17 protein-coding genes are annotated in these 22,098 nt (G+C 41.9%); 12 read left to right on the top strand and 5 right to left on the bottom strand.

Annotated elements, in window-relative coordinates; genetic code table 11:
• The first annotated feature begins 25 nt into the window (after positions 1-25).
• The 12 genes from IW510_RS13300 (at position 26) to IW510_RS13245 (ending at position 17,599) form a co-directional block, all read left to right on the top strand.
• Positions 26-721 (top strand): L-ribulose-5-phosphate 4-epimerase, encoded by a 696-nt coding sequence (locus IW510_RS13300; protein ID WP_202060456.1) that lies wholly within the window; start codon positions 26-28, stop codon positions 719-721.
• Positions 722-804: 83 nt separating this feature from the next.
• The gene (gene araA, locus IW510_RS13295) at positions 805-2,229 is read left to right on the top strand and encodes an L-arabinose isomerase (RefSeq protein WP_202060454.1); all 1,425 of its coding nucleotides are present in this window, start codon (positions 805-807) and stop codon (positions 2,227-2,229) included.
• 190 nt (positions 2,230-2,419) lie between these two features.
• A complete protein-coding gene (locus IW510_RS13290) occupies positions 2,420-3,448 on the top strand; it encodes an aldose epimerase family protein (protein ID WP_202060452.1) in 1,029 nt (342 codons plus the stop codon).
• Between the two features lie 147 nt (positions 3,449-3,595).
• Positions 3,596-4,897 (top strand): serine hydrolase domain-containing protein, encoded by a 1,302-nt coding sequence (locus IW510_RS13285; protein WP_202060450.1) that lies wholly within the window; start codon positions 3,596-3,598, stop codon positions 4,895-4,897.
• 385 nt (positions 4,898-5,282) lie between these two features.
• On the top strand, positions 5,283-5,819 hold the full coding sequence (locus IW510_RS13280; RefSeq protein ID WP_202060448.1) for an NADPH-dependent FMN reductase: 537 nt from the start codon (positions 5,283-5,285) through the stop codon (positions 5,817-5,819).
• A 350-nt stretch (positions 5,820-6,169) separates the two neighbouring features.
• Entirely contained in the window at positions 6,170-8,860 is a 2,691-nt protein-coding gene (locus IW510_RS13275; protein ID WP_442896428.1) for a cation-translocating P-type ATPase, read from the top strand.
• Between the two features lie 292 nt (positions 8,861-9,152).
• Entirely contained in the window at positions 9,153-10,832 is a 1,680-nt protein-coding gene (gene kdpA, locus IW510_RS13270) for a potassium-transporting ATPase subunit KdpA (protein WP_202060444.1), read from the top strand.
• Positions 10,833-10,845: 13 nt separating this feature from the next.
• Entirely contained in the window at positions 10,846-12,879 is a 2,034-nt protein-coding gene (gene kdpB, locus IW510_RS13265) for a potassium-transporting ATPase subunit KdpB (RefSeq protein WP_202060442.1), read from the top strand.
• Positions 12,880-12,896: 17 nt separating this feature from the next.
• Positions 12,897-13,424 carry a K(+)-transporting ATPase subunit C gene (gene kdpC, locus IW510_RS13260; RefSeq protein WP_202060440.1) on the top strand — a complete coding sequence of 176 codons (528 nt, stop codon included), beginning with the start codon at positions 12,897-12,899 and terminating at the stop codon, positions 13,422-13,424.
• Between the two features lie 11 nt (positions 13,425-13,435).
• The gene (locus tag IW510_RS13255) at positions 13,436-16,111 is read left to right on the top strand and encodes a sensor histidine kinase (RefSeq protein ID WP_202060437.1); all 2,676 of its coding nucleotides are present in this window, start codon (positions 13,436-13,438) and stop codon (positions 16,109-16,111) included.
• Positions 16,086-16,781: a response regulator gene (locus IW510_RS13250; RefSeq protein WP_202060435.1), complete on the top strand. Its 696-nt coding sequence runs from the start codon at positions 16,086-16,088 to the stop codon at positions 16,779-16,781. The genes IW510_RS13255 and IW510_RS13250 overlap by 26 nt, the downstream gene beginning before the upstream one ends.
• Before the next feature lie 200 nt (positions 16,782-16,981).
• Complete coding sequence (locus IW510_RS13245; protein WP_202060433.1) at positions 16,982-17,599, top strand: CPBP family intramembrane glutamic endopeptidase; 618 nt, start codon at positions 16,982-16,984, stop codon at positions 17,597-17,599.
• Positions 17,600-17,664: 65 nt separating this feature from the next.
• On the opposite strand, the gene IW510_RS13240 is transcribed toward IW510_RS13245, so the two are convergent.
• The 5 genes from IW510_RS13240 to IW510_RS13220 are packed head-to-tail and all read right to left on the bottom strand — an operon-like array spanning position 17,665 to position 21,906.
• Positions 17,665-17,994: an antibiotic biosynthesis monooxygenase gene (locus IW510_RS13240; protein ID WP_202060430.1), complete on the bottom strand. Its 330-nt coding sequence runs from the start codon at positions 17,992-17,994 to the stop codon at positions 17,665-17,667.
• 46 nt (positions 17,995-18,040) lie between these two features.
• Complete coding sequence (locus tag IW510_RS13235; protein WP_202060428.1) at positions 18,041-19,456, bottom strand: ABC transporter ATP-binding protein; 1,416 nt, start codon at positions 19,454-19,456, stop codon at positions 18,041-18,043.
• Positions 19,453-20,151: an energy-coupling factor transporter transmembrane component T gene (locus tag IW510_RS13230; RefSeq protein WP_202060426.1), complete on the bottom strand. Its 699-nt coding sequence runs from the start codon at positions 20,149-20,151 to the stop codon at positions 19,453-19,455. Before IW510_RS13230 ends, IW510_RS13235 begins: the two co-directional genes overlap by 4 nt.
• Positions 20,126-20,743, bottom strand: coding sequence for an MptD family putative ECF transporter S component (locus IW510_RS13225; RefSeq protein WP_202060423.1), 618 nt, complete (start codon positions 20,741-20,743; stop codon positions 20,126-20,128). The genes IW510_RS13230 and IW510_RS13225 overlap by 26 nt, the downstream gene beginning before the upstream one ends.
• A complete protein-coding gene (locus IW510_RS13220) occupies positions 20,740-21,906 on the bottom strand; it encodes a hypothetical protein (protein WP_202060421.1) in 1,167 nt (388 codons plus the stop codon). Before IW510_RS13220 ends, IW510_RS13225 begins: the two co-directional genes overlap by 4 nt.
• Positions 21,907-22,098 lie beyond the last annotated feature (192 nt).

Here is a 22,098-nt window from a genome sequence, read left to right as displayed (position 1 = left end):
CTAGACAAAGAAGGAGGAAAACAACGTGCTGGAAGCATTAAAAGAAGAAGTTTACTATGCAAATCTGGAATTGCCCAAACAAGGACTGATTAAATATACTTGGGGAAATGTCAGCGGCATTGATCGGGAAAAAGGATTATTTGTTATCAAGCCGTCCGGTGTTGATTACGAGACGCTGAAACCGTCGGATATGGTGGTTTGCGATTTAGAAGGAAATGTTGTTGAAGGGGAGATGAATCCATCTTCAGACACGCCAACCCATGCCGTTCTTTATAAGAAATATACTGAAATCGGCGGCATTGTCCACACTCATTCTGCGTGGGCAACAATCTGGGCACAGGCCGGGCTGGACGTGCCGGCAATGGGCACCACTCATGCGGATACTTTTTATGGTTCTGTTCCCTGTGCACGATTCCTCACACAGGAAGAAATCGACAAGGGCTATGAGAAAGAGACTGGAAATGTGATTATTGAAACCTTTGAGCAACGTGGAATTGACCCGATGGCCGTTCCGGGAGTTCTTCTACATGGTCATGGCCCATTTACTTGGGGAAAAAATGCCGATAGCGCAGTAATGAATGCTGTGGTATTGGATGAAGTCTGCAAGATGAATCTGTTTGCCCGTCAGCTGAACCATTTCTCAGAAGAGCTGCCGCAACGGATTTTAGACAAGCACTACTTGCGCAAGCATGGCAAGGATGCGTATTACGGACAAAAATAGAGAGAATGAATCCTGAATTTGAGTGATGTTGTTCCTCTTTAAAAGCAGAATAGTAAAGCCCATTATAGAAAGGAAGAAAAAATATGTTAACAATCGATCAGAAAGAATTTTGGTTTGTCGTAGGTTCTCAGCACTTATATGGAGAAGAAGCCCTTCAAGAAGTACGCGCACATGCGGAGGAAATGGTGAAGTCGCTGAATGACAGCAAGGCATTGCCTTATCCAATCAAGCTGCAGGAATTAGCAGTTACTCCCGATACGATCACGAAGATTATGAAAGAGGTCAACTATCGCGATGAGGTTGCCGGTGTTATTACATGGATGCACACCTTCTCCCCTGCAAAAATGTGGATACGCGGTACGAAGTTACTGCAAAAGCCTTTATTGCATCTGGCTACGCAATATAACGAAAGTATCCCATGGCAGACGATTGATATGGACTTTATGAACCTGAATCAGGCAGCCCATGGGGATCGAGAATATGGATTTATCAATGCCCGATTGAAAAAACAAAACAAAGTAGTTGTTGGTTATTGGAAACGCTCAGAGGTTCAAAAGCAAATTGCTGAGTGGATGGATGTCGCTGTGGCCTTCAACGAAAGCTTCAATATTAAGGTTGCCCGTTTTGGAGATAATATGAGGAATGTAGCTGTTACCGAAGGGGACAAAGTAGAAGCACAAATTCAATTTGGCTGGGTCGTTGATTACTTTGGGATTGGTGATTTGGTTCAATATGTCGATGCCGTAAAAGAGGAAGAAATTGACGCACTCTTTGAGGAATACAAGGAGCTGTATGATTTTGTGTACGGAGATTATGCTCAGGATAAATGGGAGGCACATGTCAAAGCTCAGGCTCGTCAGGAAATCGGCTTGCGTCGCTTCCTAGAGGCTGGAAACTACAATGCCTTCACTACAAATTTTGAAGATTTATATGGCATGCAGCAGCTTCCCGGACTGGCTGTACAGCGCTTGATGGCTGAAGGCTACGGCTTTGCCGGAGAAGGTGACTGGAAAACAGCTGCGATTGATCGTTTAATGAAAATTATGGCTAGAAACGAAAATACTGGATTCATGGAGGATTACACCTACGAAATGGCGGCAGGACAGGAAGCAATCCTGCAATCGCATATGATGGAGGTTGATCCGAGCTTGGCGAACAATAAACCGAAAATCGTTGTTTCACCGCTTTCTATGGGGGATCGTGAAGATCCGGCACGTTTGGTGTTTGATGGAAAAGCAGGTGCAGGTGTTGTTGTTTCCATGGCAGATTTTGGGACACATTATAAATTGCTTATTAACGAAGTCGATTTATTTGAACCGACCGAAGCGGCACCGAAGCTTCCGGTAGCCCGAGTAATGTGGAAACCAAAACCAGATTTCCACGAAGGAATTAAATCTTGGATTGAAACAGGTGGTGGCCATCATACTGTTGTGTCTCTTAACCTGACTTCTGACCAAATTGAAACTTGGGCGAAGCTGGTAGCGCTTGAATTTGTAACAATCAAATAGACTTAGTGTGGCGGAGGTATTCGGAAACAGGCGGATAGCTCCGCCTTTCATAGTCGGAAATGAAAGGAGCGGGGACTGTGCAAGTTGCCCGATTTGCTACAGCAGATTGTCCAAGGTCGGCTGTCGATTAAGCCCTTTCATTTCCTTTTGTTGTATAATGGCTTTAGCAAAAAAAGAGAGGACGGAAGAAATGGAAATCATCAAAAAGAGTTTTGGCAAAGAAGCGAACTTGTTTATTTTGAAAAATGATAAAGGAACTGAGCTGGCTGTGTCAGATCAGGGTGCTAGAATCGTTTCTTTAAAGGTACTGGTCGATGGAAAGCTGCGAGAAACCGTTTTGGGCTTTGATTCAGCCGAAGAATATTCGGAAAAAGATCCGTATATCGGCTCATCTGTTGGGCGTTTTGCGGGTCGAATTAAGAACGGCAAGTTTTCTATTGATGGCAAAGAGTATCAAGTGACTGTTGATCCGGAAACCGGACACAATCTTCACGGAGGCTACGGCTTTGACAAGTATATCTGGCAGTCCGCTGAACAGGTTGAGGATGATAGAGTATCTGTCATTTTCACTTTGGAAAGCAAGGCTGGTGATGAAGGATTTCCGGGGAACCTGTCTGTTTCAGTCAAATATAGTTTGACCAACGAGAATGAATGGGTTGTCCACTATTCTGCAAAGACAGATGAGGCAACAATTTACAATCCGACAAATCATGTCTATTTCAATTTGACCGGTGACCCGTCTCAGGCGATTGATGAGCATGTTCTGCAAATGAATGCAAATCGCTACGTGGAAGTTGATGGAGATGTAATCCCAACTGGAAAACTTGTGGATGTAAAAGGAACGATTTTTGATTTTACAACTGGAAAGCAGATGTCTGAGCTTTTTGCCGGAGTTGCTTCTGAAGCCAGCGGAATAGATGGTCTGGATCACCCGTTCCTTTTAACGGAGGATGCGCCGCAGGTTACGTTGACTTCCCCGGATAAGAAGGTAACCGTCGAGATGACAACTGATAGTCCATCCGTTGTTGTATTTACCGCAAACTTTGGCGAAAATGGTCCTGCCATGCGTGGAACTAAGCTGGCAGATCATGGGGGTATTACGATGGAAACACAGGTACCGCCTGGGGTAACTGATTATCCGGAATGGGGCAGTGTTGTTCTCAGACCAGATGAAGCATTTGAGCAAGAAACAGTGTTTAAGGTCGTAGTAGAAGAGTAAAGCAATGAAATCGGCTTGTACTCAAACGGATAAGTATAGGAAAAATGACCAAAATGGGTGTTTGAAACATGAGATTCCTTAGAATCTCATGTTTTTTGCCGTTTTGTTTTCACGGGTGTGTTATGCTAAGGGGGAGGTGAAAAGAATATGGCATATATAGATTCGCTACAGGAGTATTTGGATTTTTATGAGAAAAACGGTTATCTACAGGGAAATCTTTTGGTTTTGGATAAAGGAGAACCGATTATTCGAAAAAGCTATGGGCTTGCATCACTAGAGTATGGTATTGAAAATAGTTCAAAAACAAAGTTTATGATTGGTTCGTTGACAAAGTCGTTTACCTCTATGCTGATTTTTATTCTTCAAGAGCAGGAGTTGCTGCAGATTAATGAGCCAGTACAAAAATATTTAAAAGATTTTCCGAATAGTTCGGAAATGACAATCTACCACTGTTTGACATGCACAACCGGGATTCCTGATTTTACTGCTTCCGATGATTTTTGGAAAAAGGAAATGCGCCTCCCGCAAACTTTGGATGAGATGATTGATGGCTTTAAGGATAAGGAGAGATTATTTGAATCAGGGTCACAGTATAGCTACTCCTCGTCTGATTATCTTATACTAACGAAGATAATTGAACTGGTCACAGGCGTCTCTTATGAAGCGGCCTTGAAGCAATATATTTTGGAACCGCTTGGAATGAAGGATACAGGCTGCTTGAATGAACAGAGAGTTGTTGATGATTTAGCGGATAGCTATAGCTATTGGGAAAAGGAAATCAAAACAGCCAAAACAAATCTGTCCTTTCCTTTAGGTGCTTACGGCATGTACTCAACACTTCACGATTTACAACTTTGGAGCCAGGCGACACAGGAGAATCAGCTAATTACTGAAGATAGCTCTAATGAGTTGTTTGAACCATTCCGAGATACGTATGCCTGTGGTTGGGATATTGGACAATTAATGGGGCAGTATTGTCGTCAGTACATGGGCGTTATTGACGGCTTCTTCAGCTCGATTAGACAGTTTCCTGAAAAGGATTTCACAGTCATCTTTCTTAGTAACCAGGCAGTAATACCGGTGACTACCATCACAAAGCAAATTGCTGAGATACGTTTCGGGAAAAAATATACAGCGCCAATAGAAGAAAAGCTGGATTTACCAGAAGAGCTGCAAGCGGAATTGGTTGGCAAATATGTTTCCGACAATACGGATATTTCCTTTGAGCTTACCTCAACGAATGACCGCCTGTATCTACAGATTCCTAAAAAATATGATGTGCTTTATAAGTTTGAGCTTGTTTTGCTTAAATCCGCCTCTGGGTTTACATTTCTTCGTGCGGCTAAAATTGATGAAACATTGAGGATAACTAAAGATGCATTGATTTATAAAGATGTAAATGGCATTCTTTCTCAATTCAGAAAGACTGAGGACATCCCTAATCTTTAGACAGTGCCATGGGGCTAGCTTCTTTCTAGCTTCCTTGCCTATAAGATTTACAAGATTCTAAATATCAGTCTAAAGTAAACAATGTGGCATTCTCCGAAGAAAAACTTCAAACTACTGGCATTCACTTGTTAGAAACGTTTGATGAATACTGAAATATGAAGAGATAAATGTTCTTATCCGAGTAGAAAGGCTGGAACTCAGAGAGTTAATGCGTTGTTAAAGCCCTTTTCTTTCTCATTTATTCGATGATAACCAAGAGCGTATGAGATGTAATTTATGTCTCATACGCTCTACTTATTTTTAGTAAGCATATTATTTTACTTACTAAAAATAAGTGTGTATAGTAAGGCTATATTAAAAAAACAACAGTAAGGGAGCAATTATCATGAAATTTGGGATTATTTTAGGAAGTACAAGAGAAGGTCGCGTTAGTCCGCAAGTAGGAGAATACATAAAGAGAATTGCTGATGAAGCATCAACACACGAATTTGAAATTATTGATGTGAAAGAGTACGATTTACCATTTTTGGGAACAGGCACACCAAATGAAGCGTGGAACAAGAAAATTGATGAAATGGATGGCTATGTATTTGTCGTACAGGAATACAATCATGGCATGTCAGCTTCTTTGAAAAATGCGCTGGATAGCGCTCGCGAGGAATGGTTCAATAAAGCTGCCGGAATCGTCAGCTATGGTTCAGGCGGTGGTATTCGTGCTGCAGAACAATTACGAATGGTTTTGGGAGAACAAAAAGTAGCGGATGTTCGGACCAACCCGGCCTTCAACCTATTTACTGATTTTGAAAACTTTTCTACCTTCAATCCCGGTGCACACATGGAGGCTGGTGTGAAGGACATGTTAAATGAGCTAGTTGAATGGTCTACAGCCTTTGAAACAATCCGTGAAAAAATTACCGCTTGATTTTAAATGAATCTCTTGCAAAATGATGTCACCTAAGTTAAACTATTTATCAATCAGATATTTCCCTTGGGGGAGTAACCAGCAGCAAACTTTGTTGCGATAATATCAACAGTAAGTTAATCATGGAAATGATTTTCTGGTATTATATGAAATGGTGAGACCTAAGACAAGCAGCTTTTCTCTTGTCTTAGGTCTCTTTTTTACTTAAGATGAGGAAAAGAGGCTGGGGATATCAGATGGATAAGTCCAACGAGAGAACGGTTTGTAGCATGGGTTCTTTTGCCTGTAGGTTAAGCAAAAGGCACTCTTGATACAAGCAGTACTTTAACAGGATTTATACAGATAATAAATTGGAGGGTCATCGATTGGAAGAAAAACAGGTAAATCAAAAAAGCGGTACGTACAAGCAGCAGCTGGCTGAGGTTCTAAAGGAAACGAAAAGTACAGAAAATGGACTTTCAGCAAGCGAAGCAGCGGAAAGATTGAGAGTTAACGGCTACAACCAGCTGGCTGAAAAGAAAAAGAAATCAAGCCTACAGCTATTTCTTGAAACTTTTAAGGATGCAATGGTTATTGTTCTGCTGATTGTGGCAGTTGTACAAATGGTAATGGGGGCTTATGTTGAGTCGTTGGTTATCTTTATTGTATTGTTAATGAACTCGGTAGTCAGCGTGATTCAAACAAAAAAAGCGGAAGGTTCATTGGAAGCATTGAAGAGTTTATCTGCACCGGATGCCAGAGTGTTACGTGATGGCAAGGAACAGACAATTGCAGCCAAGGATTTAGTCGTTGGAGATGTGTTTTTACTGGAAGCTGGGGATTATGTTCCGGCTGACGGGCGTTTGCTGGAGGCAAGCTCTCTGAAGGTTGATGAAGGCATGCTGACAGGAGAGTCCACCTCCGCTGAAAAAGAAGTGACGGAGATTGACGGGACAGCTCCTATCGGGGATCGTGTGAATATGGTTCACAGCGGTACGATTGTTACTTATGGACGTGCGAAGGTTCTGGTTACTGCGGTTGCGGGACAAACAGAAATTGGTCAGGTTGCAGGATTGTTGGAATCAACGGATGAGCACAAAACCCCTCTACAAAAAGGCTTAGACAGCTTCAGTAAAAAACTGAGTCTGGCAATTTTGGCTTTGTCATTGGTTATCTTGGGTATCCAGCTGGCTCGTTTGTTTATGGGCGATCAATCAGGTGATATGACGGAGAGTGTGGTTCAGGCGTTTATGTTTGCCGTAGCGGTAGCTGTTGCAGCGATTCCGGAAGCTTTGCAATCAATCGTGACGATTGTACTATCTATCGGAACGAAGACGATGGCGAAAAAGAATGCCATTATTCGTAAGCTTCCCGCAGTTGAGACACTGGGCTCTACAAGTATTATTTGTACAGACAAGACAGGAACCTTAACACAGAATAAAATGACGGTTGTTGATTACTACTTACCAAACGGTGAAACTGGTGACTTTAATCAGGAGCCATCTAGCTGGTCGATTGGTGAGAGACGTTTGGTTGAAATTAATGTTTTAGTAAACGACGCGATTATTGCGGAGGACGGCAGCAAGCTGGGAGATCCAACGGAGGTTGCGTTGATTGATTTCAGTGAGGCGAACAATCAAAGCTATCGTGAAATCCGGAAAACTTACCCACGTCAAAATGAACTGCCTTTCGATTCTGATCGGAAGCTGATGTCGACTGTTCATGAAATTGATGGTGAAAGATTGTTGATGACAAAGGGTGGACCGGATATTGTTTTTGATCGCTGTGATCGCGTGTTGTTAGACGGTGAAGTTGTACCGATGACAGCAGAGCTTCGTCAGAAATTCCAGGAGCAAAACGAACTGTTTTCTACTCGTGCGTTGCGTGTTCTTGCTTTTGGATATAAACCAATCACACAGCAGGAGCTTAGCTTTGATGACGAGAATGATTTGATTTTTGCCGGACTGGTTGCGATGATTGACCCGCCAAGGGAAGAAGTGTTCCAAGCCGTTGAAGAAGCAAAATCAGCGGGAATTAAGACGATTATGATTACTGGTGACCATAAGACGACAGCAGTTGCGATTGCTAAGGAGATTGGGATATTTGAAGAAGGCGACATGGCTCTAACAGGTACAGAACTTGATGAGTTGAGTGAGCCGCAGTTGGTTGATGTATTGAAAAAGGTTAGTGTGTATGCACGTGTTTCTCCTGAAAATAAAATTAGGATTGTTCGTGCATGGCAGAATATGGGGCATATTTCAGCGATGACCGGAGATGGTGTGAACGATGCACCGGCATTGAAGCAAGCGGACATTGGTATTGCAATGGGAACTGGAACAGACGTTGCCAAGGATGCAGCAGCGATGGTCTTAACAGATGACAACTTTGTGTCGATTGTCAGTGCGGTTGAAGTCGGAAGAAATGTCTTTGACAACATCAAGAAGTCGATTGCTTATCTGTTTGCCGGAAACCTTGGCGCAATCATCTCAATCATCTTTGCTTTGATTGCTGACTGGTCAAATCCATTCACTGCGTTGCAACTGTTGTTCATCAATCTAGTCAATGATTCACTGCCTGCCATTGCTTTAGGAATGGAAAAAGGTGAGCCGACAATCATGAAACGTCAGCCGCGGAATCCAAATTCCGGGATTTTTACCGGGAATACGTTGATTTCTGTTACCTATCGAGGTATTTTGATTGCAGTCGCAGTCATTTTTGCCCAGTGGTTAGGGATGCAGCAATCGGCTGAAATGGGTGTCGCAATGTCCTTCTCAACCTTGATTTGGTGTCGTACACTACAAACGATGCCGGCGCGTTCAAACACACAGACAGCACTACAAGCTGGTTTCTTCTCGAATAAAATGGCTTTACTGGCTATGCTGGTATGTGCGGTGCTTTATAGTGTGACATTGATTCCGGGATTAAGAGAGGTCTTTGCCATTCCGGCGGCGTTTGGACTGGAACAGATAATGGTTTGTATCGGTTTGGCACTTGGTGCGACCGTTCTAATGGAAGTGACAAAATTAATCCTCGTTGCCTTTAAAAAAGAAGGCGCAGAATAATTTTGCGTTAAATAAGAATACAAGAAAGAGACAGCTTTGAAAGAGGCTGTCTCTTTTTTGATTAACAAAATTGGCAGACAAATCCAGCTGATTGCTAGCATGAGTTTTTCTTCAATTCGTCGGTATAAAGATTGTATAAAGAAAATCGGAGAACCTTAATACTGTCTTTAGACAGCAGATGCTATGCTCTTGATAGAAAGAAGGAGCTGGATGTTATGGAAATCTTTTTAGGCATTATCGGTATAGCGACACTTGGCTATTTATTTTGGTTTTTATTTAAGGAGGGAGAGCAATGAATAGTACGATAATCAGCGGAGGTATCTTTTTATTGGTATTGCTGCTTTTAGCCATCCCTCTCGGAAAATATATATCTGAAATTTTACAGGGGAGAACACCACGATATGTTCGATTCTTAGCGCCTGTAGAAAAATTTGTTTATAAAGTAATCGGTAAACCTGCGACAGGAGAAATGTCAGCTAAAAAGTATCTATTATCTATTTTCTCCCTCTCATTTGTTTCGTTAGTCGGCCTATTCATTTTGCTGCTCTCACAGCAGTGGCTGCCATTAAATGACCAACAAGTTTCAGGGATGTCAGTTACCTTGGCATTCAATACTGCGGTCAGCTTCGTAACAAATACAAACTGGCAGGCGTACGCGGGAGAAGATTCGCTATCCCTGTTTTCACAGATTTTTGGCTTGACGGTGCAGAATTTTCTTTCAGCAGCAGTAGGTATTGCTGTTTTAAGTGTGTTGATTAGAGGTTTTGTTCAGAAGAAGAAAAAAGGGCTGGGTAACTTTTGGCAGGATATTACAAGAACTATCCTTTATATTCTGTTGCCATTATCATTTATTGTTTCGCTCCTGTTGGTTTCACAAGGAGCCGTTCAGACTTTCTCAAGTGGTATTGCCTATGAAGGTTTGAATGGTCAGTCGTTATGGCTGCCGTTAGGAACAGCAGCGAGTCAGGTAGCAATCAAGCAATTGGGAACCAACGGTGGCGGCTTCTTCGGTGCAAACTCGGCTCATCCGTTTGAAAACCCAACTGTTTTCAGCAACTTTATTGAGACCATCAGTATTTTATTGATTCCGGCAGCGTTAATTTTCGCCTTGGGCTTTTGGCTCAAGCAGTGGAAGCAAGGACGAACAATCGCTATTGTGTCTTTTCTATTTTTAATAACAGGCTTCGTGATTGTTGCGATGAATGAATTCGCCGGTCCAGAGTTCCTTCATGTACTGACAACAGGCAATATGGAGGGAAAAGAGGTTCGCTTTGGGATTGACTGGTCGGCGTTATGGGCAGTGAGTACAACGGCTGCTTCAAATGGTTCCGTCAATAGTATGCTGGACAGCTTTACACCACTTGGCGGACTGATTCCAATGTTCCTGATGCAGCTTGGAGAAATCATCTTTGGTGGTGCCGGCAGTGGCCTGTATGGTATGCTGACCTTCATTTTATTAACCGTTTTTATTGCCGGACTTTTGGTGGGAAGAACGCCGGAATATCTTGGAAAAAAGGTCGAGCCTTTCGAAATGAAGATGGCAAGTATTGTTGTATTGGCTCCATTACTTCTGACACTATTTGGTGCGGCTGTACTGGTTCTCCACCCAGATATCTTATCGTGGCTGACAAATGGCGGACCGCATGCCTTTTCAGAAATATTATATGGTGCAACCTCATTAGCAAATAATAACGGTAGTTCCTTTGGCGGTTTGTTGGCAAATACAGATTTTCTAAATATTTTAGGTAGTGTGCTGATGCTGCTTTCTCGATTTTTACCAATGGCAGCTGTGGTATATATGGCAGCCAGCTTTAGCAAAAAGCAACAGAGTGCAGTCAGTGAAGGAACGCTATCTACTGTCAATCCGGTATTTGTGACTATGCTGATTATTATTATTTTGGTAGTAGGAGCATTGAGCTTCCTTCCGGCAGTGGCACTTGGGCCAATTGCTGAGTTTTTTCAAAATAGATAGGCAGGGATAATAAATGGAAAAAAATGGTTATGTTTGGGCTCTTATTGAGTCGATAAAGAAATTAGATCCGAGGATTCAGATAAAAAATCCAGTGATGTTCGTGGTCTATTTAGGTGCAGCAGCTTCTACAATTCTTATTTTTTCAGATCAGAATGTCCCACGCTGGTTCACGATTGCTGTTGCTGGCATGCTATGGCTGACACTGCTTTTTGCCAATTTTGCCGAGGCGATTGCTGAAGGGCGGGGAAAGGCACAGGCGGACAGTCTGAAGCAGGCGAAGAAAGATGTATTGACGTATAAAATCAAGTCGTTGGATGATAGAAAGAAAAACCAGCTGATTGAAGTTCGTTCCTCCGATTTGAAAAGAGGCGACTTAGTTTACGTCAAAGCCGGAGAGCAGATTCCAGCCGACGGTGATGTGGTTGAAGGTGCGGCTTCTGTTGACGAAAGTGCGATTACCGGAGAGTCAGCACCAGTTATCCGAGAATCAGGAGGTGACCGCAGTGCAGTAACAGGAGGCACGACAGTGGTTTCAGATTATTTGGTCATTAAAGTGACTTCTGAAAACGGTCAATCGTTTCTGGATAAAATGATTGCGATGGTTGAAGGAACACAGCGAAAGAAAACACCAAATGAGATTGGTTTGCAAATTCTTTTGATTATGCTGACGATTATTTTCCTTGGAGTCGCTCTGACCTTGATTCCTTTCACCTCATTTGCCAGTACTCTGGCTGAATCAGGGGAGGCCATTTCAGCTGTAATCGTTATTGCATTGTTGATTTGTCTTGCACCAACAACAATTGGTGCGCTGGTCTCCTCCATCGGAATTGCCGGTATGAGCCGTTTGACAAAGGAAAACGTCATTGCAATGAGTGGACGGGCGATTGAAGCAGCAGGAGATGTGGATATCCTTTTATTAGATAAAACCGGAACGATTACGTTAGGGAACCGACGTGCCAGTGAATTCTTGCCGGTTGCCGGGGTAACAGAGCTGGAGCTGGCGGATGCAGCACAACTTTCTTCTCTAGCTGATGAAACAGCTGAAGGACGCAGTATTGTCATTCTTGCGAAAGAAAAATTTGATATTCGTTCGAGAGAATTAAGCAACGCCGAGGTTACGTTTATAGAGTTTACGGCTAAAACCAGAATGAGCGGAATTGATTACCAAGGTGATCAGATTCGTAAAGGTGCTGCGGATACAATCAAAAAATATGTACTGTCCATTGGCGGTACTTATCCGGAAGAATGCGACAGCCTCGTTGAGCATGTCGCAAAAGCAGGCGGAACGCCCTTGGTGGTAGTGAAAAACAAGCAAGTCATGGGTGTTGTATACCTAAAGGATATCGTGAAGAATGGTGTGAAGGAACAATTTTCTGATATGCGCAAAATGGGGATTAAGACCATTATGATTACTGGTGATAATCCTCTGACTGCCGCAGCAATTGCTGCTGAAGCCGGTGTAGATGATTTTCTGGCAGAAGCGACACCGGAAAATAAAATGACAATGATTCGGGAATTTCAAGAGCAAGGGCACTTGGTGGCAATGACCGGAGATGGTACAAATGATGCGCCGGCACTGTCACAGGCGGATGTTGCCGTTGCAATGAATACAGGTACACAAGCTGCAAAAGAGGCGGGGAATATGATTGATTTAGATTCCAGTCCTACAAAATTATTGAAGGTAGTACAGATTGGCAAGCAGCTGCTGATGACACGTGGTGCGTTGACGACGTTCAGTATTGCCAATGATATCGCTAAATATTTTGCGGTTATTCCTGTCTTGTTTTATGGTATCTATCCAGAGCTGTCTGCGTTGAATATTATGCAACTGACCAGTCCGGTGACGGCAATTCTTTCAGCAGTTATCTACAATGCACTGATTATTGTTGCACTGATTCCCTTGGCATTAAAGGGTGTACGTTATAAAGAGAAGCCGGCCAGTCAAATTTTGAGAGATAATTTGTTGATTTATGGGTTGGGTGGAATCATCGCGCCATTTATTGCTATCAAAGGGATTGATATGCTGTTGACGTTGCTTATTGGGTAAGAAAGGTGGAAAAAGAAATGAAAAAAGAGATTTTAGGTGGTCTGCGCTTTTTCCTATTGATGACCGTTCTTTGCGGAGGCGTTTATACCTTGGCGGTCACGGGTGTGGCTCAGCTTGTTTTCCCGCATCAGGCGAATGGTAGCTTGATGAAGGAGGATTCTAAGGTAATTGGTTCAAGCTTGATTGGACAAAATTTTACAGACGAGTCATACTTCCATGGTCGTCCATCGGAGGTCAGCCAGCTTTCTCCTTATGCATCGGAATATAAAGAAATGATTACTGAACGAACACAAGCGATTCAAGAGGAAAATGGTTCAACATCAGCAGTTCCAGCTGATTTAGTAATGGGCTCCGCAAGCGGTATTGACCCTCATATTTCAGTAGCAGGGGCGAACTATCAAGCGAAACGAATTGCCGATAGCAGAAATGTCGAAATACAGCGTATCAATGATATAATTGAGGCAAACAAGGAAAAGGATCTGTTGACCGGCAATGAGTATATTAATGTATTAGTAGTGAATGCCGCTCTCAATCGTTTGGAATAGGAGTGGAACGGATGGAAGAGGAAAGACTGGACCCGGAGAAATTACTTTCGGCGTTTGAAAAGGAAAATTCTGAGATTGGCAAGCTCAGGATTTTCTTTGGCTATGCTGCGGGAGTTGGGAAAACCTATAGAATGCTTCAAGAAGCCCACGAGCAGCTAGTGATTGGTAAAGATGTTAAGATAGGCTATCTTGAGCCCCATGATCGTCCTGAAACCATCAAGCTGTCAGAAGGTATTCCGGAAATTCCCACGGTGAAATCAGAGTACAAAGGCCTTATGCTTGAAGAGCTGGCCGTCGATGCCATCCTGGAAGAGCATCCGGATATCGTGCTCGTTGATGAGCTGGCACATACGAACAGTCCGAACTCAAGAAATCGGAAAAGATATCAGGATGTAGAGGAGTTGCTGAATGCGGGGATTGATGTCTATACTACGATGAATGTCCAGCATTTGGAAAGTCTGAATGATATTGTCGAGGAAATCACAGGTATTGCGGTAAAGGAGACGGTACCGGATACACTATTGAAATATGCCTCTTGGAAAGCAATTGATCTTGAGCCGACAGAGCTGATTCAACGCTTGGAAGAGGGAAAAATCTATTCCGATACGAATAGCAAAAGAGCATTGCAAAATTTTTTCACTGATGAAAAGCTGAGCTTTTTGCGTGGACTGGCCATTCAACGTACATCGGATCATATTAATCAATGGTCCTATTCCAAAAATAGAAATGTGAAGATTCAGACGAAGCTTTTGACGATTATTGATGAGGAATACCCTAAAATGAGTGAACGCTGTATTCGTTGGACCTCTCGTCTGGCGCAAGGCTTGAACGCGGAATGGATTGTTTTAAAGCTGAACTCTGATTCAGAGGATAGCGATACAAGCAACGATGATATTCTTGAGTTGGCAGAAAAGCTGGGTGCTGAAACAGTCTCTTTGGAAAGTGAAAGCTTTATTGATACGGTAGTGGAGTATGTGAAGCTGTTAAGTATAACGGATATTGTTATGGGAAAAAGTCTGCAAAAGACGTGGGTAAATAAACTGTTTATCGAGGATACAGAGGATGTGCTGCTTAAAAGACTTCCATTTGTGGAAATCCATTTGATTCCGTATAAAGAAAAACGAAAACAAACACCGTTTAAGAGCCTGCAAGAATATTTTCAAAGCCGAACAAAGGATTTTATTATTTCCATTAGTGCGGTTATCGCAGCAACCATTGTTACAGAGCTGATGCAGTATCTTCATTTTGGCGATCAAAATCTGATGCTGGTGTATATTCTGTTTGTTGTTCTCACTGCTCGTTCGACGACAGGCTACTTATGGAGCTCGCTGACTGCGGTGATTTCGGTTCTTTCCTTCAACTGGTTTTTCGTTGAGCCGCTATACTCGCTGACTGTTTATAAACAAGGGTATCCGATAACCTTAATTATTATGCTGATTGTGTCACTTTTGATAAGTAATCTCGTTGTGCAAATCAGGAGAAAGGCGCGGATATCTATGGAGAAGGAGCAGCAGTTTGAAATTCTTTACGAGTTGAACAAACGTTATGTAGCTGCTGTAAAGGTGGAAGACCTATATCGTTCAACAGCCAACTATCTATCTGTTTTGCTGAATAGAGAAGTGCTGGTTTATGATTCGACTGGAAAAATGAACAGCTTCAGTTCTCCTGAAAAGGACAAAAAAGTGCTCGGAACGAAGGAAGAAAACGGTGTTGCTTATTGGTCCGGACGGAATCAAAAGGAAGCTGGTTTTGGTACAGATACCTTGATTGGTGCAAAAGGTTTTTACCTGCCTGTCGTGTTTGAAAAGCGCACGAAAGCCGTGTTGGGGCTGGAACGAAGTGCGCAAAAAATTATAGATAACAACCAATTGAACTATCTGCGTTTAGTGGTGGCACAGCTGGCGACAGCGGTCGAACAGATGGAGCTGAAGGAAGAACGGCAAAAAATTCTGGTCGATACGGAAAAAGAGCGCGTTCGAGGGAATTTATTGCGGGCGGTCTCTCATGATATCCGTACACCGCTAACAGGCATCTCCGGTTTAATTGAAACAATCATCAATGATGAAACAACCGGTACGATGGACGCAAAGATTCGTGTGAAGCTATTAAAGGATATTCAGGATGAATCGAAATGGCTGATACAAATGGTTGAGAATCTGTTATCTATTACCAGAATCAGCTCAGATACAACAGCCATCAAAAAGACAGAAGAGCCGATTGAAGAAATTATTTCATCAACCATTCGCAGAGTACGTAAGGTCTATCCCAAGGTTCGTCTGACTGCTGAATTGCCGGAGGAGCTGATTTTTCTTTCTGTCGATCCGATTCTGATTGAGCAGGCATTGTTCAATTTGATTGATAATGCTGTTCGGCATGGCAAAGCCGAGGAACCGATTTTTATTACTGTGGAAAATCAGCAAACACAAGTTGTTTTCTCTGTAGAAGATCGTGGTATCGGTATGAGTGAGGAGCAGTTTGATCGGATACTATCTAATTTGACGACAGATAAAGAGAAGCCAATTGACTCAAAAAATGGTTTGGGAATTGGTTTGACGATTGTTAAAACAATTATCAAGGCGCATCAAGGAACCTTCAGTGTAGAGAATAACAAACAAGCGACAACATTTATTTTTACCATACCAAAACAGAGGGGGCATAAAAATGAAATCGAGTATTCTGGTGATTGAGGATGATGGAATCATTGCGGAGTTTATTCAAGTAGTTTTAGAACGAGAACATTATACTGTTTTTCAGGCAGCGTCTGCCATGACGGGTATCACGCTGTTTCAGTCACAGGAAATCGATTTGATTTTACTGGATTTAGGGCTTCCTGATATGGATGGGATGGAATTGTTAAAAATTCTGCGAAAACAATATCAAACACCAATCATCGTTATTTCGGCAAGGGATAATGAAGTTGGGAAGGTCGAGGCCCTTGATATTGGTGCAGATGATTATGTGACAAAGCCTTTCGGCACTCAGGAGCTGTTGGCGAGAATTCGGACAGCCTTAAGGCATTCTCGCAATACGGTTAGAAATAGTCAAACACTGGTCAACAACGAGCTGATGATTGACTATGACAAGCATCTGGTGGAAAAAGCAGGAGAAGAGATTCATCTCACCAAAAATGAATTTTTGTTGCTGAAGACATTGGGTGAGAATGTTGGTAAGGTCGTCACCTATAAACAATTAATGAGCGCGTTGTATGGTCCTTTTGCTGTAGGAGATACGCAGGTATTGCGTGTGAACATGTCCAATATTCGCAAAAAAATAGAAACAGACCCGGTTGAACCACAATACATTCTAACCGAAATCGGTGTCGGCTATCGGATGAAGGATTTAAGAGAAGGACAATAGACTGTTTTCGAAAAATCAAGTTGTTTTCTATTGGTAATTACTGTGTTGCGAATTCACGACACAGTAATTGATAGAGAGGCTTCTTGATTTTTTTCTATTTCTTGAACATATGATTTTTAAATAATGTTCCCATTGATTATACTCTTGTTGAGTACAACATTGATAAAGAATAAAAAAACAAAGTCAAAGGTGGGAATGTTATGACGGAAAAGAAAAATCAAACAGGCTTATGGCTAGTCGCTGTAACCATTTTAATTGGGCTCAGTTATCAGTTTATCCCCGGTATGCTGCCCTTTGGTTCGGCCGTAGGAACCATTTGGAATGCTTTGCTGTGTGGAATTGCAGGCTATTATCTTTTGAAAGACCGATTCACGGAGCAATTCAAGCATTTTAATTGGAAAACTCTCGCATGGGGCTTACCATTGACACTTTTTGTTGGGGTATCGTGCGGCATTTTGTATCAACAGCTGTTTGGTGCGGCAACTAAAAATTCTGTTGGTGACGTGATTTCGCTGCAAATGATTTTTTTTCAAGTACCATTTATGCTCATCGGTGAAGAGTTGTTGAGTACTAATTTGATATTGGGCTTGGAAAAAGCCGGACTGCCTTTTCGTTGGGCAAGTCTAATTTGTGGTGTGTTGTTTGCCCTCTGGCACATTCCGGCTTACGGACTGCATATTGCACAGCTGTTGATTACGCTGCTGCCCCTTCGCCTAGTATTAAACTATGTCTGGAAAAAATCAGACAGTATCTGGGTTAGCTGGATTTGTCATTTCTTATATGATTGCTTGGGCTTTGTTCAATTTTTTACGAAATAAATGTATAAAAACAGACCTGTTTGATTCAGCGTAAATTACTGAGTTAAACAGGTCTGTTTTTAGTGCTATGCTAAATGATATTTTGCGATAGTATTTCCTAAGACTGGTGAAGCCTCTTTTGTTGTTTTAGGCTGCTCTGCTTTTTTCCCTTTGTGAAGGTCTTTGAAAGAGTTACTTGCTGTCCAGTTTTCCTGATCCTGCTGTGATTCCCAACGACTCAGCACTACCAGCTCGGTGACTTCTGAGTTTTCCGGAAGTGTACGATGCATGACCTCAAAATTTAGAAAGCCTGTGACTCCTGTCATCCGCTCGTTAGTATGTGTGGAACGGAAGCGTTCAATCATTTTGTCTGCATGTGCAGTAGTTACTTGGATTGTATTTGTGACGATAAACATAGAATTCCCTCCCATTATAATTATCAACGTTAATCTGTAATAGCCATTAAATAAAGTAATCATTTGTAAGCTGTCCATGCTCGAGTGTCAGTACTCGCTGGCAGGTTTTTTCTAAAAACTCTTTATCATGGGTGATGATTAAGAGCAGTACATGCTGATTGTGGAGAGACCGAATCGTTTGACTGACCTCATCCATATGCTTTAAATCCAGCCCACTGGTTGGCTCGTCGAAAAAAATGATTTTCTTGCCGGATAATAAAGCAGTAGCGATTGCGACGCGTTGTTTTTCACCACCTGATAAGGTTTGTGGATGACGATGAAGCAGGTGTCTCAAATTCAGCAGCTCAACAGTTGTATCAAAAAGGCTCAAATCTGCGGCCTTAGCAGTAATCTCCTTTTCTACTGTTTCGAAGAACAGCTGAAGGTTGACATCCTGCATAACCATAAAGCTTTCTCGAATCAGTTGCCGAGCAGTCATTTTTTGATGATTGAACCAAATTGTGCCGCTTTTCGGCTTGGTAATACCTGATAAAAGATTGAATAAGGTAGACTTTCCAGCTCCATTGCTGCCTGTGATTCCGATAATCTGCTGGCTGTTCAGTGTTAGCTCTGGTATGGCAACCCCTGATTTTTTTCCACGATAATGAAAGTGAAGGTCTTTACAGTGCAGCTGTAATCCCAACTCATTACTTAGATTTGGCTGCTCATTATTTACCTGAATGTCTGTTGGAGTCAGTGCACGGAGCCCTAACGTTGAAAGCTCGTCTGCTGTTTGCTGAAGCATTGTTTCTTTCGAATAATCTCGGATGATTTTTCCGTCAGCCATAATTAAATAGCGATCGGCTAACTCTGTCAGGTAGTGTAAACGATGCTCGGCAATGATAATTGTACAGCCCTGTTGCTTCAAGTGACTGATAGAGTGTTTTAACTGTTCAATCGTTTGATCATCAAGATTGCTGGAAGGTTCATCCAGCAAAAACAGCTTATGCTCCAACATGCAGGCCGAGGCAAATGCAATCAATTGCTTTTGTCCACCCGATAGGGCAAACATACTGCTATTCAATAATTTTTCCAAGCCTAGTGCTTCAACAAGTTCCTGCATTCTTTCTATAATTTGTTGTCGAGGAACACTGTAGTTTTCTAAAGAAAAGGCCAACTCAGAATAAACATCTGTCGTAAAGAACTGTGTTTTAGGATTTTGAAAAACAACGCCAATATCCTTTACATAGGAGACAAAGTCCATACTGAGAAATTCATTTTCTAAAATGGTTCCAGTACCTTCCAATGTTCCTTCATAAAGCTCAGGTATCAGCCCATTCAAAATTTTCAACAGCGTAGATTTTCCACTACCACTGGCACCGCATAATACAACGACCTCTCCGGAAGTAACAGACAAATCAATATTTTCCAGTAATGCTCGTTGGTTAGGGTAACAAAATGACAGGTTTTGCAGCTCAATCATACCAACCAACTCCTTCCAATTACTAAAAGAAGTAATACAGATAACAGCAGATAATCTTGAATTCTTAGGCGCAATGCATAGACGCTTGTATGAGTACCCGTGTTGGACAATCCTCTAACCAAGGCAGCAGAAGAGAGATCAAGTGATGTATTTTCTGCGGACATTAGAACAGGAATGATGATGTACTCCATTGTCTGAAAAGGATGCAAAAACAAAGCCGCAGTCGAAACGGCAATGCCGCGGAATTTCATCGCATTACGAATACTTTTGAAATCCTGAATTAAGGTTGGAAAAAAGCGAAATAATACAGTCAATGGAATCAAAATGTAAAACGGAACTCGCCATTTTTGCAAGGCAGCAATCCATTCACTGATTTTCGTTTTATCCATGGCAAATGCGGCGGCCATAACTGTCGGAAGCATTCTGCGATTTCCAACAAAAAGAAAAGAAAAAAAGGTCAGCAGCGGCTGGTCAGAGTATAAAAACAATAGATGCTCTCCGAGTACCAATAGCCAGAAGATTGAATAAAAGACCACCCCTTTTTTCCAGCTTCCTGAAAGGATAAATAAGAAGCAGAGCAAGCTGACAAACAGAATTTCCAAGGAAAAAGGAAAAGAAACCATCAATGAAAAGCTGGCAAACAAAATGGTACACAGCTTGCTTCTTGGATCAAATTTCACTTGCAGCAGAGTCATAACGATGATCCTCAGTTTTACTGAAATGTTTATTATAGAGGGCATATCCAACCGTTATGCCTAAAATTCCGCCAACAATAACAGAGAAGATGCACAAATAAAGACTAAATGTAGTGATTGGTGCAAAAACACTCTCAATATAAGCAGCGTCCTTACCTCTGGCAACTAAAGAGTCTATATAGGCATTCTTCATAAACCAAAGAGGGAGTACAGGTCCTGTCAAACCATAACTGAATACGATATAGCTGAGGTAGGTCCGCACTTTTTGGTTGATTGCTGTTTTGTATTGAATGACATCAGCTAAAATAGCACATAGGATGTTTGGTACAAAAGATAGTGGAAAATGACCGGAGACCAAAAAGAACAGTCCCATGACACTTCCCATGATTGTGATTGCGCCAAAGCGGGGAATTCGATTCAACATCAACAGGTAAACGACCCCGGAAAAGAGTGCTGTAACACCGGGAATAAGAATGGAATTGAAGGCAGGAATTGTAAAACGCAATGCCATCATGCACAAGAATACGATTAGAAAATAAATGGTTGTATAGATACCCACAGAAATGACATCTTGGATTTTCAGTTTTTTCATTTGTTGTCCTCCTTTGTTAAAGCGAATAAAAGTAATAATTGCCCATGTGTGTTGCTGTTGATTTTCAGTTGATAACGACCGGTTTCTGTAAATTGGCAGCAAGGAATAAAAAGGTTGTTCTTATCAAGCTGACAGTCTAATTGTTCCATCGTTATTATGTTTTTTTGAGGATCAAGCAGCTCAAGGTAAGCCTCTTGCGTTTTCAGTTCTAGGAGAATATCCTCAGCCGTTGATACAGTGAGTGTCTCTTTTAAATGATAGCTTGATTGTGATAATTTTGGTGGTGCTTGGAGCTGCTTTTTCAACGTTGTGGTAAAACGTACATCTTCAAAGCCATCTGCCAACACTTCAATGGTGACTTTTTCCCCAGCCTGCCAATCATTAAAGGCTGCATATCGCGTTAACGGTGAATTCAGCATACCAAACTCCAAGTGGTTTTCAGGCTGATGGTAAAGATAATCCGGCCAAAGAAGTGGAATAGTTTGTTGGTTCCTTGTGATTGTGAAACTATAAATGTATTTTCCGTAAGCTTCATGAAACGCTTCGTAGGAGGTTATTCCATACTCAGGCAGAAATTCAATCATCGCAGCATAGCTGTAGTGAGCAAAAGCATACAATTCATTGACATATCGCAGCTTTTGTTGGATTGGCTGAACATGAGCTGCATGCTCAGAGCTTAGCAGCTCGCGTGGACCATAGCGACCACTTATAAAGAGGCGCTTACGTTTGTAGCTGTTCAAGGCAGGAAGCTCTTCTGCAAATATGGGGATAAGCTGTTGGATAGTTCCTAGTTGCTGATGCATTGCAGGAAATTTTTCCGGAAGCAGCTTACCAATAAGATAATCCTTTGTCTCAATATAAATAGGGACATCTTTCCAATGATAGCCATCCTCTAAGAGAAACTGTACTTGCTTCTGATTGGTATGAGGAAACCGTTTCAGAATTTGTTGAAAGCTTTCACTGAGCTGGTAGTCTTCGCAGCTTAATTCTGAACAATCTGCTTGATAAAACAGCTCGGCAGACATAGTTGCAGTTCCTATGATACAGGCTGGAAGGGTGATGTCCTCAATGTAGAGGGAAGGATACAGCTGTATTGGGCATTGTTCTGTTTTATGAGAATCATAATAGATTGAAAAATGATCAATGGTTAGTGTGTGGACCATAAATGACCTCCTTTGTTTTTTAGCAATTATATCATAACTAATTGAGAATGATAATCATTCTCTTTGTTTTTTGAATAAAAAAATTTGGAAAATAGGAAGATGTTTGTTTAGAAGGGGATGACAGAAGTGTTTTGGCTCGACAACCAGACTTTCCAATACTTAGCTGTTCGACCATGTGTAGGGTGATGAGAC

This window comes from Enterococcus sp. BWR-S5, assembly GCF_016745255.1.
Classification (GTDB): domain Bacteria; phylum Bacillota; class Bacilli; order Lactobacillales; family Enterococcaceae; genus Enterococcus_L.
Note: the sequence above shows the minus strand (reverse complement) of the source record. Positions and strands in the feature narration are given on the sequence as shown.